At 67.5% G+C, this 15,745-nt stretch carries 13 protein-coding genes; 5 read left to right on the top strand and 8 right to left on the bottom strand.

The window, feature by feature from the left end:
* The first annotated feature begins 169 nt into the window (after nt 1-169).
* The gene (locus F0U60_RS07685) at nt 170-1,129 is read left to right on the top strand and encodes a hypothetical protein (protein ID WP_395815945.1); all 960 of its coding nucleotides are present in this window, start codon (nt 170-172) and stop codon (nt 1,127-1,129) included.
* 76 nt (nt 1,130-1,205) lie between these two features.
* On the opposite strand, the gene F0U60_RS07680 is transcribed toward F0U60_RS07685, so the two are convergent.
* Both F0U60_RS07680 and F0U60_RS07675 read right to left on the bottom strand, forming a co-directional pair.
* The gene (locus F0U60_RS07680; protein WP_395815943.1) at nt 1,206-3,680 is read right to left on the bottom strand and encodes an esterase-like activity of phytase family protein; all 2,475 of its coding nucleotides are present in this window, start codon (nt 3,678-3,680) and stop codon (nt 1,206-1,208) included.
* A gap of 58 nt (nt 3,681-3,738) precedes the next feature.
* Complete coding sequence (locus F0U60_RS07675; RefSeq protein WP_395815941.1) at nt 3,739-4,503, bottom strand: YqjF family protein; 765 nt, start codon at nt 4,501-4,503, stop codon at nt 3,739-3,741.
* Between the two features lie 161 nt (nt 4,504-4,664).
* Here F0U60_RS07675 and F0U60_RS07670 point away from each other — a divergent pair, with 161 nt between their 5' ends.
* Nucleotides 4,665-5,855, top strand: a complete 1,191-nt coding sequence (locus F0U60_RS07670) for a hydroxymethylglutaryl-CoA synthase (RefSeq protein WP_395815939.1) — start codon at nt 4,665-4,667, stop codon at nt 5,853-5,855.
* 151 nt (nt 5,856-6,006) lie between these two features.
* On the opposite strand, the gene F0U60_RS07665 is transcribed toward F0U60_RS07670, so the two are convergent.
* Nucleotides 6,007-7,341, bottom strand: coding sequence for a M24 family metallopeptidase (locus F0U60_RS07665; RefSeq protein ID WP_395815937.1), 1,335 nt, complete (start codon nt 7,339-7,341; stop codon nt 6,007-6,009).
* Nucleotides 7,342-7,475: 134 nt separating this feature from the next.
* Here F0U60_RS07665 and F0U60_RS07660 point away from each other — a divergent pair, with 134 nt between their 5' ends.
* Nucleotides 7,476-7,709 carry a hypothetical protein gene (locus F0U60_RS07660; protein WP_395815935.1) on the top strand — a complete coding sequence of 78 codons (234 nt, stop codon included), beginning with the start codon at nt 7,476-7,478 and terminating at the stop codon, nt 7,707-7,709.
* A gap of 3 nt (nt 7,710-7,712) precedes the next feature.
* Here the strand turns inward: F0U60_RS07660 and F0U60_RS07655 are convergent, their stop codons facing one another.
* Nucleotides 7,713-8,141: a hypothetical protein gene (locus F0U60_RS07655; RefSeq protein ID WP_395815933.1), complete on the bottom strand. Its 429-nt coding sequence runs from the start codon at nt 8,139-8,141 to the stop codon at nt 7,713-7,715.
* 344 nt (nt 8,142-8,485) lie between these two features.
* Here F0U60_RS07655 and F0U60_RS07650 point away from each other — a divergent pair, with 344 nt between their 5' ends.
* Both F0U60_RS07650 and F0U60_RS07645 read left to right on the top strand, forming a co-directional pair.
* Entirely contained in the window at nt 8,486-10,459 is a 1,974-nt protein-coding gene (locus F0U60_RS07650; RefSeq protein WP_395815931.1) for a thiamine pyrophosphate-binding protein, read from the top strand.
* Nucleotides 10,460-10,525: 66 nt separating this feature from the next.
* Nucleotides 10,526-12,067 (top strand): peptide MFS transporter, encoded by a 1,542-nt coding sequence (locus F0U60_RS07645; protein ID WP_395815929.1) that lies wholly within the window; start codon nt 10,526-10,528, stop codon nt 12,065-12,067.
* Between the two features lie 18 nt (nt 12,068-12,085).
* Here the strand turns inward: F0U60_RS07645 and F0U60_RS07640 are convergent, their stop codons facing one another.
* The 4 genes from F0U60_RS07640 to F0U60_RS07625 are packed head-to-tail and all read right to left on the bottom strand — an operon-like array spanning nt 12,086 to nt 15,740.
* Nucleotides 12,086-12,850, bottom strand: a complete 765-nt coding sequence (locus F0U60_RS07640; RefSeq protein ID WP_395815927.1) for a hypothetical protein — start codon at nt 12,848-12,850, stop codon at nt 12,086-12,088.
* Entirely contained in the window at nt 12,847-13,401 is a 555-nt protein-coding gene (locus tag F0U60_RS07635; RefSeq protein WP_395815925.1) for a hypothetical protein, read from the bottom strand. Before F0U60_RS07635 ends, F0U60_RS07640 begins: the two co-directional genes overlap by 4 nt.
* 2 nt (nt 13,402-13,403) lie before the next feature.
* The gene (locus tag F0U60_RS07630; protein ID WP_395815923.1) at nt 13,404-14,771 is read right to left on the bottom strand and encodes an amidohydrolase family protein; all 1,368 of its coding nucleotides are present in this window, start codon (nt 14,769-14,771) and stop codon (nt 13,404-13,406) included.
* Nucleotides 14,772-14,831: 60 nt separating this feature from the next.
* On the bottom strand, nt 14,832-15,740 hold the full coding sequence (locus F0U60_RS07625) for a MerR family transcriptional regulator (RefSeq protein WP_395815921.1): 909 nt from the start codon (nt 15,738-15,740) through the stop codon (nt 14,832-14,834).
* Nucleotides 15,741-15,745: the final 5 nt, after the last annotated feature.

The raw sequence follows: 15,745 nt of genomic DNA, 5'->3' as shown, positions 1-15,745 counted from the left end.
CAATTTTGACCGAGTAGACAGTCCTGGCGGGGGTGTCCTTTTTTTCGACTCTCGCGGCGCTCACACTGATGGCGTGGAGTTCGAGCTGTCGGGCCGATTTCCGAGTGGCTCCACGTGGGGGAATTACAGGCAGAACAAAATTCCGCATCCGTTCCCTGGGGGGTAGCCCATGCTGTTGAAGACCTTCGAGTCTCGGCGCAGTGGTTGGGAGCTTCGTCCGGCGGCGGGTTGGGGGGGGTTGGTGGCACTCATGTTGGCTTGCACCAGCGGGTGCGGACCAGCGGGAGAGCAGCCAGAGGAAGAAACGCAGGAGATGGGCAGCACGACGACGCAACAGGTCGTCATCGGTAACGGCCTGAGCCTCAATGGCCTGAGCCTCAATGGCCTGAGCCTCAATGGCCTGAGCCTCAATGGCCTGAGCCTCAATGGCTTGTCGACGAGCAGCTTCGACTCCTGGTTCAAGGCAGATCCGACAATACGCAACGAGGTGATGCAGTACGTGGTGGCCTGCGCAGTCCCGTCCGGCCAGACGCGCACGTACACGAACTCGAACACCCAGACGACCTATACCTGGAATGGAGGGCTGGGACTGGCGCCGAGCTGGGCCAGCGGCGCGGCGGCCACCACGGCGGAGCTGCAGGTGGTGTCGGCCTGCATCGCGGCGCACGCCAACAAGTTCGGCATCCACGTCAACATCTCGCTGCTCGGGCTGAACGGAGCCGGCAACCCCATCCCCTATACGAGCCAGGAGCTGACGACGTACGGCCTCAAGGAGGCGTGCTTCTTCGGCAACCTCTTCGATGGGAGCACGGGGACGTTCGGCGCCAACGACGGCCTCACCCTGAGCAGCACCCAGAGCAGCCCGCGCGTGTGCGGCCTCTCCGGCTCGCCCAACTCGTCGCAGTGCGTGCCGCTCGTGTACCTGGGCAACTGCTCGACGTACTGCACCCGGGACGCGACCAACACCTACTACACGTCCTGCACGTACAACGGCACCACCTACCGCCCCATCACCACGCGCATGAAGGCGGCGGACATCAACACCTGCGGAGATGGGAAGTGCCAGGCGACGGAGAAGTGCGGCACGGGCACCACGCCCGCCAGCTGCTCCGATTGTGGCGCCTGCTGATGAGCCCGAGCCGAGAGGGCGGCCCGCGCGGCACTGACGCGGACCGCTCCGGCTCCAGGGCTACGTGCGACAAGGGCTACAGCTTGCCCAGCTCCTGGTCCAGGTCGAGGAGGATGAACTCCGTGTCCTCGGCCTTGCCCGCGCGGCGGCCCGCGCTGAACGGGTAGTTGTTGTCATTGATGACGCCGATGCGCCGGCGGTCGAGCACGACCACATCCTCGATGGTGGTGAAGGGGAAGGAGAAGGTGCTGCCCAACCCCAGGAAGTCCTCCGACGCGGTGGTGATGCCGTCCGGATCGGCGATCTTCATCAGGTCCACCACGAGCCGCTTGCCCACGGGCTTGCCGGCCTCTCCCAGCTTCACCTCGTAGATGGCCTTGTGCACGGCCTGGTCGCGCTCGAAGTTGTCGCGCTCGATGATGAGGCCGTGCGTCTCGTCGAAGAGGATGAAGTCGCCGATGTTGGTGCCCTTCTCCTCGAGCACGTACTCGTACTTCACGCCGGTGTAGCGGCGGCTCTCAATGTCGAACTCGTGGATGAGCAGGGTGCGCTCCTTGCCCCCCTTCAGCGGCGACTCCAGGAGCGGCAGCAGCTTCTTGCCGTCCGGCGTGAGGGCCATGCCCTCGAAGCCGCCGCTCCTCGCCACGCGGAAGGAGGAGCCGGGAGCGGTGGAGCGGTACGGCCAGGGCAGCCCCCCGAGCCACGGCGTGGTGTGGTCGCCCTCGGGCTGGAGGTTGGTGCCCTCATCCGAGCCCGCGATGGAGCGGTCGGCGTACACCGGGGAGTCGCCCACGAGGTAGACGGTGCGGATGGACGGGTACTTCTCCTGGACGTGGAGCAGCGTGCGCCAGTCGAAGCTCTGGATGTCCGCCCGCTCCGCCAGGCCGTTGTCGAGGATGACCTTCGCCACGGCGTCCGCGAAGGGACCCGGCGCGACGGTGCGCGCGGCGAACTCGGCGCGCGGGTTGAGCTTCGTCTCGATGTTGAAGCGCACGCGCTCGGCGTTCTTCACGCGCTTCGCCGCGTCCGGGTGCGACTGGCCCGCGCCACTCTTGTAGTACTCGACGTAGAACTTCACGAAGTCGAAGACCTGCTGCAGCGTGGGCTTCACGTAGGCGTCCGACAGGCCCTTCTCCGCGGCGAAGGCCACGGACACAGGCGACAGCGCCCGGTCGTTCTTCTGGTCCGGACGGCCGGAGAGCAGCAGGTCGCAGATGAACCGAGACTGGAGCTCCGCCGCGGTGAGGTCCTTCAGCAGCACCTGGTCAGCGACCGTGTAGGAACCGCCATCCGCGCGGCGGCACTTGGTGGCCCCGAGCCGCGGGTCATGATCGAGCACGGGGACGCCATCCGAGGTGATGCCGGTGTCCGTCTCGAGCGTGGTCATCAGGTAGTCGAGCGCCACCTCCATGGCCGGCAGGGTGTTCTCCGGGCGGAGGTTGCGGCCACCGCGATGGCCCTGGGCGTCGAACTTCTTCGGATCAATGAGGCCGTCCGCGTCGAGGTAGTCGCCAGGCGTGCCGTCACCATTGGCGTCGAAACCGCGCACGGCCTCGAGCAGGAGGTCCGGCCGGTCGCTGATGATGCCGTCCACCTTGAGCGCGAGCAGCCCCTGCATCTCCGCAGTCGTATTCACCGTCCAGGGGACGACGGCGTAGCCCGCGGAGTGCAGCGAGCCCACGTTGAAGATGTCGCTGGTGGCGGCGGCCACTCCCGAGCCCGCGGGCGGTGCGAGCCGGTGGGGGACGCCCGTGGTCGCGTTGCCGTCGTCGATCAGCGCGTACGCCGGCGAGAAGACGGGAGCCCGGCGGTTACCGTGGGCCCGAGCGTGGGTACGCACCGCGTTCATCACCCGGAGGGCAGAGGCCTCCTCGGTGAACGGGTTCTGCGGCGAGCGGAGCTGAAGGCCCTCGTTCTCGAAGTCCGGCAGGGGGATGGGCGCCTCGAGCAGCTTGCCCGTCGCGTCGGTGTGCAGCAGGAAGGGGCCGAACTCGTCACCGAACCAGAAGGTGCCGTCCTTGGCGCGCTGCATGGACTCGATGTCGAAGTCCGCGCCGGTGAGGATGCGCTCCGCGGTGAAGTAGTTCGTGATGGCGAAGGGGATCTTCTTGTCCGGATCCCTCAGCTCGAAGAACTTCTCCACCATCAGGGTGCCGGAGCCACCCGCCTTCGACTTGAAGTCCGGGCGCACCGTGTAGACGCGCAGGTGGTAGTCCGCCGAGCTCTCGATCGTGCCGTAGCCGTTGTCGGACATCACCAGGAAGGAGCCGTCTCCATTGTCCGCCACCGCGGAGAAGCCCTGCACGGGCTGCTTCGCGAAGGGCACCTGGACGCCGTTCTTGTTGGTGCCGGAGAACTCACCCGAGGCGGGGCCCTCGGCGAAGGTGTCGGCCGGGAGCACGGCGCGGCCCGCGAGCTGGGGCTTCTCGGGCAGAGGCTCGGGCTCGGGCGGCCGAGGCTCGTTGCTGGGGCAGCCGGTGACGCAGGCCAGCAGGGCCGCGAACAACCACCGTGCGGAGGTCGGACGGAAGGAAGACGGTTTGGAGATCATGCCCGCGGCGAGTACCGGAGACGAGTGGCGGCCTCGTCGCGAGTCAGTGGAGTCTGCGTTACATCTCCACGCGCTTGAGTCGGAACACGTCCACGTCGACGCCCTCCGAGAAGAGCGCCAGCGGCGGCTCGGGAGGACGGGGGATTCCGGCGGCAGCCAGGAGCGACTCGTCCAGCCCCTCCACGTCGGCGCCCCGCACCTGATAGGGCGTGTGGTGCACCTGGCCGCGATAGAGCACCCCATGGGCGGTCGAATAGAGGAAGTAGCGCTCGACGAGGAAGTGCTGGAGCGTGCCCGGAATGGAGGTGGAGGTGTTCCCCTTGGGAGTGCAGCGCACGGCGCAGGTGGCCGGCGTGGGCCCCGGCCAGCGGCGCTCGGAGCGATAGGCCAACGACTCGCCTTGTGCGCCCACGATGAGTTCCATGCCCGCGTAGTGGTACGGCAGCTTGAACCACGCCCGGGCGATCCTCACCGCGATGGCGTTGGCGGCCTCCAGGCTGAAGAACCAGACGCCCGGGTCCTTTCCCTTGAAGTGCACGTACGTGCGCACGTTCGTCTCGTGGAAGTCCGATAGGAAGCCCACCGCGGGCAGCCCTCGCGGACGCACACCCCGCATGGTGAAGGGCACCAGGCCCACCCACGCACGGCCATCGAACGTGTCGAGCGTCAGCCCCGGCGGCAGCAGCGGCGCCACCACCTCCGGCGGGAACGACCAATGGAGGAACAGGAGTTGCTGCCAGCGCTGGTACATCACCGGCCGCTCATCCGGCCGGCGCGTGGGGCTGATGCGATCGATGTCGGGCTCGGCGATGCGCTCGGACACGGAAAGCCTCCAGAAAACGGACGCTTTCATAATCCCCTCCCCCCGCGAGAGCCACATCCTCCCACCTTGTCACCAGGACAAGACACCTGGAGGGGGTGGAAATGCACCCGGCAATTAGGCCAGAATGATTCAACCCCCCTGGAGTTTTGAAGGAGTGTTGAATGCAGGCAGGACTCGAGAGCCTCGGAATCGCGGTACCGGCCACGTACGTGGAGCTCGCGGAGCTGGCCAAGGCGCGTGGTGTGGCACCGGGCAAGTACGTGGACGGGCTGGGCGTCACGCGGATGGCGGTGCCGCAGGTGGACGAGGACACGGTGACGCTGGCGGCGCGCGCGGCTCGCATGGCGCTGGAGGCGGCCGGGTGCTCTCCGGACGAGGTGGGCATGTTGGTGGTGGGCACCGAGACGGCGGTGGATCACTCCAAGCCGGTGTCCTCGTACGTGCAGGGCCTGCTGGGGCTGTCCACGCGCTGCCGCGTGTTCGAGACGAAGCACGCGTGCTACGGCGGCACCGCGGCGCTGCAGATGGCGCTGGACTGGGTGCGCGCGGGCAGCGCGAAGGGGAAGAAGGCGCTCATCATCTGCTCGGACATCGCCCGCTATGGCGTGGGTACGCCGGGTGAGCCCACGCAGGGAGGTGGCGCGGTGGCGCTGCTGGTGTCCGACAAGCCGAAGCTGCTGGCCATCGAGGCCGGCAAGACGGGCGTGTACGCCAAGGACGTGATGGACTTCTGGCGCCCGCTCTACTCGAAGGACGCGGTGGTGGACGGACACTACTCGGTGCAGTGCTACCTGGACGCGCTCGAGGGCGCGTACAAGGCCTACCAGGAGGCCGCGGGTGACGCGGGCGAGGGGGGCCTCTACAGCGATCGCTTCGCCGCGCTCGTGTACCACGTGCCGTACGGGAAGATGTCGCGCAAGGCGCACCGCCACATCCGCACGCTGGATGGGGACAAGGAGCCGGATGCGAGCTTCGACAAGCTGGTGGGCCCCAGCCTCATGCTGCCCTCGCAGGTGGGTAACATCTACACGGGCTCCATGTACCTGGCGCTGGCGAGCCTCCTGTCGTGCTCGCGCGAGGATTTGTCGGGCAAGCGCATTGGCCTGTTCTCGTACGGCAGCGGCTCGTGCGCGGAGTTCTTCAGCGGCGTGGTGCAGCCCGAGGCGCAGGCGCGCGTGAAGGCGCTGGGCCTGGAGACGCTGCTGGAGCGGCGGCGCGCGCTGGGCATCCCCGAGTACGAGGCCATCATGGCCGCGCGCGAGAAGCTGGACGAGAAGCCCGCCGAGGAGACGCCGGGCGAGGGCTTCCGCTACCTGGGCACGCGCGACCACAAGCGCATCTACGCGCGCTAGAGAACTCCCTCTCCCCTCGGGAGAGGGTGGGGGTGAGGGTAGCCGAGCCCGTTCTTCAACCCGTGGCCCTCGGTGTGGACAGAGGGTTCAACCCGGGTGCATCCGATACCCTCACCCCGTCCCTCTCCCAAAGGGAGAGGGGAAAAGGGGATTAGGGAATGAGGTAGTACGCCTCTTGCCGGGGCACGAAGAAGCGCCAGCCCTCGTCGGTGAGGTACGCGGGATCTTCCGCCATCGCGAACACCTCCTGGCCGTCCCACTCGGGTGCTGGTGTGCGCGTGTTGAGCTCGATGGCGATGTATGAGCCCGCGCGCAGCCGCTGGGGCTCCTCCTTCCGCTGGGTGGAGCGGAAGTCGATGGAGGCCCCCAGTCCGTGCCCCTGGTTGCCCAGTGGATGCGAGTACACCTGCGCCTGGATGCCCTTCTCCTTCATCTCGGCCATCACCGCCTCGTACACCTCGGCGGACGAGCGACCCGGGCGTGACGCCTTCACCAGCGCGTCCTGCAGCGCGTTCGTGTTCGCCAGCGCCCGCTTCAGACCCTCGGGCACGTCCTTCTCTCCCTCGCGCAGCACGTAGGCCATCTTCTGCCAATCGCTGTGCAGGCCCATGTAGCTGATGCCGAAGTCCACGTGCAGCAGGTCCCCCCGCTGGATGACCACGTCCTCCCGCGACACCGCGAGGAAGCCGCGCGACGTTCCACCCGTCTGCCCCTTGCGCTGCACGCGCAAGTCCGGCTGGAACCAGGTGCCCACGCTCCGCCGCCCCAGCTCGTCGTACAGCCAGCGGCGCACGTCCCCCACCCGCGTCACGCCCGGCTTCACCACCTCGGACGAGAACGCCCGCTTCACCACCTGCTCCGTGAGCACCACCAGCGTCCGGTAGTGCTCCAGTTCCTCGGGGATGCGCGTGTCCAGGTACTCCTCGATGAGCGGCGCCGCGCCGATGAAGCGCGCCTCCGCCTCGGGCCCCAGGGCCTCCACGAGGTACGCATACGCATCCCGCGTCAGGCTGTGCGTCACCGCCCGCTTGCCATGGATGCCCAGGGCGATGGTGCGCGGCTGGTATTGCTTGTAGAGCTCGCCCAGCACCTGCTTGTACACGCGCGTCTCCTCCGGCACCTCGAAGAAGCGCGTGAGGTTCTCCTCGGCGTAGCTCGGCAGGGCAATCTTCCTCAGCCCCTGCTCTCCCGCGTCGATGAAGACGAAGACATCACGAAACCCCGCGTAGGGCCGCGGCGGTGCCACGTACTGGGTGAGTGGATCATCGTGGAACTCCTCGTTCACGATGATCCACATGCCCACGCCGTGTCGGCGCATCATCGGCAGCAACAGCTCGTGACGCTTCGCGAGCCAGGCCTCACGCACGGCGAGCTGCTCGGACCAGGACAGCAGCCGCGGTGTCTCCGGTTGCGTGGGAGCAGGCCGACCCGTGGCGCACGCCACGCTCAAGGCCAACAACAGACAGGGGACAGGCCAGCGGTTCATCACGGGGACTCCCAGGCGAAGAGGAGCCCCCAGCCTATCCCAGCGGGCATCCACTCCAGGGACCGCCGAGTCGCCGCCAGGCAAGGTCCCGAGCCTTCGTGGCAGGCCCTTGGGCAGGCGATTACACCCCTCAGGTGACCGATGTGAGAGACCCCCGTGTGCAGGACGCGCTGCAACGGGCGTGCGACGAGCTCGGGTTGCCCCTCTCCTACCGGGCCTGCGTCTACCCGCTCCTCAGGGCTCCTGAGGGCGAGTGGCCTCCATGCTGCGGTGGTGGCTGCTACCCGTGCGCCCAGACGCTCGTCGATGTCGCGGTGCGGACCCTGCAGTTGCTCGGGACTCCCCGCACCGCGCCCGTACCGGGATGAGGCTCAGCGCGCCTGCGTCTGCTCGGCCTGCGGCAGATCCGGGTCGATCGCGTGTCTGATCCACCCCACCGCCTTGGCCTCCCACTCAGGGTCCTTCAGCGCATCCATATAGCGCTCGTAGGCGTACACGCCCGTGGCCTTCGCCAGACGAAGGATCTGAATGAGCGCCACGGTGCTGTCGAGCACCACCACGGAGCGCTCCATGCCGTGACCTCGCAGCCACACCATCGCCTCCTTGATGAGCTCCTGGGTGTCCGGCGGGTTCGCCTTCTGAGAGCGAGAGTCCACCATCATCCCGAAGGATTTGCCCTGCAGGGCGAGGACCCGGATCTTCAGATCCTCGAACCAGGCTCGCGCCTCCGTTGGCGTGATGTACCCGGGGGCGTGGACCCGGAAGCCATAATCCGTGGCGACGTTCTGTGGGACAGGCATCTCACTTGCCTCGTTGTCGTTCGGAGTTGAAAAGCCCCCGCGTCCCCCATGGAGCCGCGAAGGTGCCACCGCGCAGCTTAGCGGACCTCGCCCCAATGAGGTGCGGCGCCCTATCACACCCTCACATTCAACTGACCTGAAAAAATTTAACTTTACTGTTTCATCCGGACGCAGAGTTGGGGTAGTTTGCCATCCCGTCATAGGCCCGACACAACGCGTTGCGCGCACGCGATACTCACCGTGCTCGAGTCATGAGCCCGGTCCCGGTCGACAAACCCGCTGTTCTGGGGAAGCGCGCACCCCGGACCGTCCCCCCCACACCCCACAACAAGAAAGGGGAGCCTGTGTCTCAGCCCGCCCTCGCCAAGGCCGCGTCGAGTGTTCTGATCCGCGGTGAGTCCACCTCCGCTCTGTTCTCCCAGGGAACGCCTTCGTTGCTGGATGGGCACTCCCCGGAGACGTTCGTGGCCGCCCACCCGAGGGACGGCGTGGTGCATTCGGAGGCGCACGCGCACGCGCGATCGGAAGAGCTGTCGGCCTCACTGACGAAGCTGCGCTCGTTCCAGACGTTTGAGAACCTCACGGTGGCGGAGGCGCTGCTCGCGCACTTGGAGGCGGAGCAGGTGGACGCGGTGTTCGGCATTCCGGGAGGGAACATCGCCCCCCTGGTACAGGCCCTGCGCCGCCAGGCACGCATCCGCTTCATCATTGGAAGCCACGAGGGAGGCTCGGCCTTCATGGCGGACGGGTATGCGCGCGCCACGGGCAAGCTGGGCGTGTGCGCGGTGACGGCCGGCCCCGGGGCAACCAACGCGATGACGGGCGTGGCCTCGGCGCACTTGGATCAGGTGCCGCTGCTGACCCTCAGTGGTCAGGTGTCCACCGAGCGCTTTGGGCTGGCCGCCATCCAGGAGAGCACCGACGAAGGTGGCATCAACACGGCGGAGATGTTCCGGCACTGCACGGCCTCCAGCACCACCGTCGTGGACGCGAAGAGCTTCCCGCGCCTGTTCGAGCGGGCGATGAAGACGGCGCACGCACTCCCCCACGGGGCGGTGCACGTGAGCCTGCCCACCAACATCGCCCGGCAGAAGCTGGCGAAGGTGAGCGTGCCCACGGCGCCGGGAGCCTGGAAGAGCAGCCTGCCCGCGGCACCCGCCTCCGAGGTGTACACGACATTCGAGCTGCTGCGACAGGCGAAGCGGCCCCTCATCTATCTGGGCTCGGGCGCACGCGAGGCGCTGGAGAGCCGGGGCGCGGAGTTCTCCGCCTTCGTGCGCCGCTTTTGCATCCCCGTGGCCACCAGCCTGCGCGGCAAGGGGCTCTTCTCCGAGGAAGACTTCCTGTCACTGGGCGTGCTGGGCATCGCCGGCAGCAAGCGCGCCGAGCAGTACCTGAGCGAGGGCGTGGACGTCCTGCTGGTGCTGGGCAGCCGCCTGGGGGAGTGGGCCAGCAAGAGCTTCTCCTCGCTCTTCCAGTCGGCGAGCACTGTCATCCAAGTGGACGCCACCCCGTCCGTGCTCGGCCAGTTCCTCCAGGTGAACCTGCCCATCGTGGCGGACGTGAGCTCGGTGGTGGCAGGGCTGGTGGAGTTCGGCCATACCGCCGCGCCCGCCAGTGAGGCGCTGGTGCGCGAGCGCCGGCAGCACCTCAACGAGCTGAGCCTCGCCCACCGCTCGGCCACCGCGGCCCTGCCCGAGGACGGGCCCCTCAAGCCGCAGCACGTGATGGCGGAGCTCAACGCCCACCTGCACGACAGCACGGATTTGTACGTGGACATGGGCAACTGCACCGGCTGGGCCACGCACTGTCTGCGCATCGCCCCGCCAGCCCGCATCTTCTATCCCTGCGGCCTGTCCTCCATGGGCTGGTCCATGGGCGCGGTCATCGGCGGGAAGATTGGCAAGCCGGAGAACACGGCCATCGCACTCACCGGAGATGGCTCGTTCCTGATGAACGGCACGGAGCTCGTCACCGCGGTGCGCTATCGGGTGGGCGCCGTCTACATCGTCCTCAATGACAACTATCTGGGGATGGTGAACCACGGCGAGCACGCACAGGCGGCAGGCGAGTATCCGCTCGAGGACCCCTACTTCAGCCTGGGAGACCCGGACCTGGTGAAGTTCTCCGAGTCCCTGGGCGCCCGGGCCTACGAGGTGACGAGGCCTGGCCAGCTCGCGGAGCTGCTGCCGCAGGTGCTCCAGCGCGCGGATGAGGAGCGCCGGCCGCAAGTGCTCGTCTGCCGTATCGACTACCGCGAGGTGCCTCCGTACGGGGACCGGTTCGCCGCCGTGGCCTCGGCCCCGAAGGAGGGCTGAGCCGGGGGGCCCCTCCACGGGCGGAGTCCGGCGACTGTAGAGTCCGGGGACAGGAGAGCCCCCGAAATGACCCAGCCCCCCGCCACCGAGTCCGCCCGTGGAGCGGCCGCCCCCCTCGACGCCCCAGAGCAGCGGGGCTTCTTCGGCCACCCACGCGGACTCTCCACCCTCTTCTTCACCGAGCTGTGGGAGCGCTTCAGCTACTACGGCATGCGGGCGCTGCTCATCCTCTTCATGACGGCGACCGTGGAGCGGGGCGGGCTGGGCTTCACCGCGGAGAAGGCGGGCGCCATCTACGGGCTCTACGGCGCGGGCGTGTACCTCACCGCCATGCCGGGCGGGTGGCTGGCGGACCGCATCATCGGCCAGCGGCGCGCGGTGCTTCTCGGCGGCATCATCATCGCCCTGGGCCACTTCAGCATGGCGCTGCCCAGGACGTTCTTCTTCTACCTGGGCCTGCTGCTCATCGTGATGGGCACGGGGCTGCTCAAACCCAACATCAGCGCCATGGTGGGAGGCCTCTACCCCGAGGGCGACGCGCGACGGGACGCGGGCTTCTCCATCTTCTACATGGGCATCAACCTCGGAGCCTTCATCGCGCCCCTCGTGGTGGGCATGCTGGGCGAGCGGGTGAACTGGCACGTGGGGTTCGGCGCCGCGGGCATCGGCATGGTGTTCGGCGTCATCCAGTACCTGCTGGGCGGCAAGAACCTGGGTGAGGTGGGGCAGAGACCCCGAAGCGAGGACGTCCGCACCGAAGCGCCGGGGCAACCGGCGAAGGGCGGCGGCTCGCGCATGGCGGGCCTCGTGTTCGCCGGAGTGCTGGTGGGATTGATGGGGGTGCTGCAGCTGCTCGGGATAGTGGAGCTGACGAGCGCGGTGGGCATGGCCCGCGCGGGCGGACTCGTCATCGTGACACTGGCGCTCGCCTTCTTCGCCTACCAGTTCACGGCCGGCGGGCTGGATGCCACGGAGAAGCGGAGGCTGGCCGTCATCGGCGTCTTCTTCGCCTGCTCCACCCTCTTCTGGGCCGGCTTCGAGCAGGCGGGCTCTTCGCTCAACCTCTTCGCCCGCGACACCACGGACCTGCGGATGTTCGGCTTTGACATACCGGCAAGCACCCTGCAGTCCATCAATGCGCTGTTCATCATCGCCTTGGCGCCTGTGTTCGCCTGGATGTGGGTGAGGCTCAACAAGCGGGGGACCGAGCCGTCGAGCCCGGCCAAGTTCTCGCTGGGGCTGGTGCTGATGGGCGCGGGCTTCGCGGTGATGGTGGCGGCCTCACTGGCTGCCGCGGGTGGAAACAAGGTGAGCCCGCTGTGGCTGGTGCTCACCTACCTGCTCCACACCTTGGGCGAGCTGAGCCTCAGCCCCGTGGGCCTGAGCACGGTGACGAAGCTCGCCCCGCAGCGGGTGGTGGGACAGATGATGGGCGTGTGGTTCATGTCCATGTCGCTGGGCAACCTCATCGCCGGGCAACTGGCCGGGAAGCTCGGAACGAATCCCACGCCGATCTTCGGCGCAGTGGCTGCCACCGGCATCGGCGCGGGCCTGGTGCTGGCCCTCTTCGTCCGCCCGCTGCGGCGGATGATGGGCGGAGTGCACTGAAGGGCCCGCGACGGAGGCTCAGCGCGAGGCCCTGAACTCGGCGGCGAAGTCGAGGAACTTCAGGGCGGCCTTCCGGTGGTCGCCCTGGCAGTCCTGAAGGTATTTGACGTGCCAGCCCTCGCCCGGGAACTCCTTCTTGACGTCCCGGAGCCACTCCTGGAAGGGAGCCACCGTCAGGTCCTTACGAGCGTTGACGACGGTGTTCAGGATCCATCCCGAGGTGAAGGCGTAAAGAGAGTCAACAGAGTCCTGCCCTGTGAAGAAGGACAGGTCCTGTCCTTCATGCATCCGCCGCCGGATCCATGACAACGCATCCAACAACTCCACCTGACGCCCTCCCCACTCCCTCGGCAGAGGTCCATAGGTCGCGGCGACCTTCTCGTCCAGGCTCGCTGCCTTGCCTCTCGGAGCCACACCGAACCGCTCCACGTATTCGGCGACAAGCTCGAGGAGCACCAGTGCGGCTTTTTCGTGGTCGCCCTGGCAGTCTCGCAAAGGCTGAACATACCAGTCCTGTTTCAATGGCTGCCCTCGTGTCACCTGGAACCAATCCAGGAACTCTTGCCATGAGGGCTCGTCGCCTCCATTGAAGTGGGTATGGGCATTCCAGCCATGAATGAAGGGGAGGAGGGACTCCACGGTCTCGAGGCCCGTGACAAACCACAACGCATGCCGCTCCTTCACCTGATAGCGGCCCCACAACAACGCATCCAGCAGCCACACCCGTCGCCCACGCCACTGCGCCAGGAATGGATCCTCCTTGCGAACGTATCCTTCGCTCATAATCCCTCGACCACCTGCTGAATGACATGGCTTCCCGGCCTCGTCGTGAGCCTGGCCAGGTACTCATGCAAGGGAAGACCGGCCAGCCCCGTATAGGCATCGATGACCCTGTCCCCCAGCTTCACCGCCACATGATAGCCATTCGATGAAATCTGTAGGTTCTTGACGAATACTCCCTTCTCGAGCACATCGAATCCCAACTGGCTGTACTTCCCTTCCACGGTGAAGCGGATGAACACCGGCTTCTGCGCGAACTCCACCAGCCCCAGGTGGATGGCCCTGGCCACCTTCTCGCATTCACCGGCGCGGCGGTTCGCAACGGCGAAGGCATTCTGGAACGCGACCAGCCAGTCCGGCATCCTGCCGAGGTCCTTGAGCGCCATGTACTGGGTGACCACGCACTGCATGTCCCCCAGGAGCAGGCAGGCCTTGAGCCGGCCACGAATCGAATCGTCTTGAGGCCCGGGGACAGCCCGAGCCACCAGACACAAGAGCAGCACCACCAGGAGGACAGGACCACTCCGCCTGATGGCACTTGTTCCCAGGGGCATCCTCATCGGTCAGGGCTGGACAAGGAGCCGGCGCTCTTCTTCCTCAACTTCTGCAGCTGCTCGCGCGTGAGCCACTGCCCACGCAGCATTACCCCGAGCGCCCGCTCCGCCTGCCCCACGTCCTCCAGCGGGTTGCCCGGCAGCAGCAGCAGGTCCGCCTGCTGCCCAACCGCCACCGTGCCAAAGCGCGCCGATGGCTCCACATGGTCCCGGATGAAGGAGCCCGCGTTGCGCGTGCCAGCGGCCAGTGCCTCGTAGGGCGACAGGCCCGCCTTCACCAGCTCCGCCAGCTCCAGGTGCGTCGACTTGCCCGGGAAGAGCCCTGCATCCGAGGCATTCGTGCCCAACACCAGCCGCACGCCCTCCTTCTGCAGCGCCAGGGTGAGGTGCTGGACGAACGGGTAGGACGCCTGCTTGCGCTCGCTGAACGCCGCCACGTCCACCCGCCGCGTGGGGTTGGAGTAGCGCCAGTTCCTCAGCACCTCCGGCGACAGGTAGCGGGACTCGGGATCCGCGAAGACGCCCTCCAGGTCCTTCAACATCCGCAACGAGGTCTCGATGTGAACTAGATCGGGAATCACCGACGTGCCCGCCTCTTTCGTCGCGCGCGCGAAGTCGGCGATCCTCGCCTCATCCTGCGAGCCGTCGAAGAAGTACTCCTCCCCGTGGGAGATGAGCGCCTGGCGCGAGCGCAGCACCGCCTCCACCCCCACCCTGTTCGGTACGTGCCCCACCACCGCGATCTTCTGCTGCTCCGCCATCGCCACCAGGGTGGCGTACACCTCGGGGGAGATGTTGTCGTAGACCTTCACGGCGTCGTACCGCGCGTTCTTCTGCCGGACGATCTCCACGCGCGCCTGCTCGGGCGTGGTCACCGACACCACCCTGCTGCCCGGATGGCCCCCATCCAGCAACGGGCTGCTCGTGTAGAGCTTGGGGCCCAAGCGCTGATTCGTGGCGAGCTGCTCCCGCAGCTCGAGGTGCCGGGGCGAGCCATCCAGCTCGAAGAGCGTGGTCACGCCATGGAACACGTACGACAGGAGCTGCTCGTCCGAGTGCAGGTGGACGTGGAAGTCCGCCAGCCCCGGCATCAGGTAGCGGCCTCGGCCGTCGATGCGCTCGGCATCCTTCGGAACGGTGATCTCCGCCGACGGGCCCAGAGAGGTAATGAGCCCGTTGCGCACGATGACCGTCTGGTCCGTCAGGACGCGCTCGGTGTCCATGGGGACAACGTTCACCCCCACGAACGCGACCGCTTGCTCCGAGACGCCGGCGAGGGTCCGCGCCTCGTGCGCACAACCCGGCAACAACACTCCAGCGAGTGACAAAAGGCCGGCGCCCAGGAGTGCCCAGGCCCGCAGGGTCCTCATGACAGATTCCTCATGCAGTGCATGTCCGTCACTGAGTATAGAGGGTCCTGCTGTCTGGGCTCATCCCCCCAGCAGCCGCGCCCAGTCGTCTCCGCTCTCGAAGACGTGCACGCCCAACCGCTCGCCCACCTCGCGATGCAGCAGCGCCGCCGTGCCTCCCACCCAGACCGGAGTCCCCCGGGGGAGCTCCTCCAGGAGGCGAGACAGGGTCTCCTCGAAGTCCCTGGCCCCGTGGTCCGTCACCGCCGAGAGCCCCACGAGGTCCGCCTTCAGCTCTCGCGCCAGCCGGCCCACCTCCACCACCGGCGTCCGCTGCCCGAGCAGCGTGACCGAGAGCCCCGCGTGCCGCATCCGCAACGCCGTGCCCAACAGGCCAATCTCGTGCTGCTCGTCCGGGAAGCACGCCAACACCGCGCGCCGGGGCCCCTTGTCCGGCGAGGCGTGCAGCAGGCTGATGAGCCGCGCGCGCACCTCTTGTGACACCATGTGCTCCTGCCCCACCGAGAAGGCCCCCGCGTGCCAGCGCTCACCCACCGCGCGCTGCAGCGGCACCAGCACCTCCTCATAGGCTTTCAGCGGCGACAGCGCCGCGAGCACCTCGTCCAACACCTCCGACACCCGACGTTGATCCAACGCCTCCGCCGCCGCGAGGGCATCCTCCATCCAGGACGCCACACTCGCGGGGCTCGGCTCCTGGATGGGGGCCGGGGTTGGAGCCGGTTGCGCCGCGTCGAGCTCCGCCAGCAGCTGCGGCAGCATCGTCGCCGCCTCGCTGATGGACACTCCCTCCTCGGTGAGCTGCTTGAGCCTGCGCAGCAACGCCACGTCCCGGTCCGTGTACACCCGGTAGCCCGAGGGCGTGCGCTTCGGCGCGAGCACCCCATAGCGCCGCTCCCAAGCGCGGATCAGCTCCACCCTCACCCCGGAGAGCTCAGCGGCCACGTGGATTCTGTAGGTGCGCTCGGCCATGGCGA

It is taken from the genome of Archangium minus, from assembly GCF_044360475.1.
GTDB lineage: Bacteria > Myxococcota > Myxococcia > Myxococcales > Myxococcaceae > Archangium > Archangium minus.
Note: the sequence above shows the minus strand (reverse complement) of the source record. Positions and strands in the feature narration are given on the sequence as shown.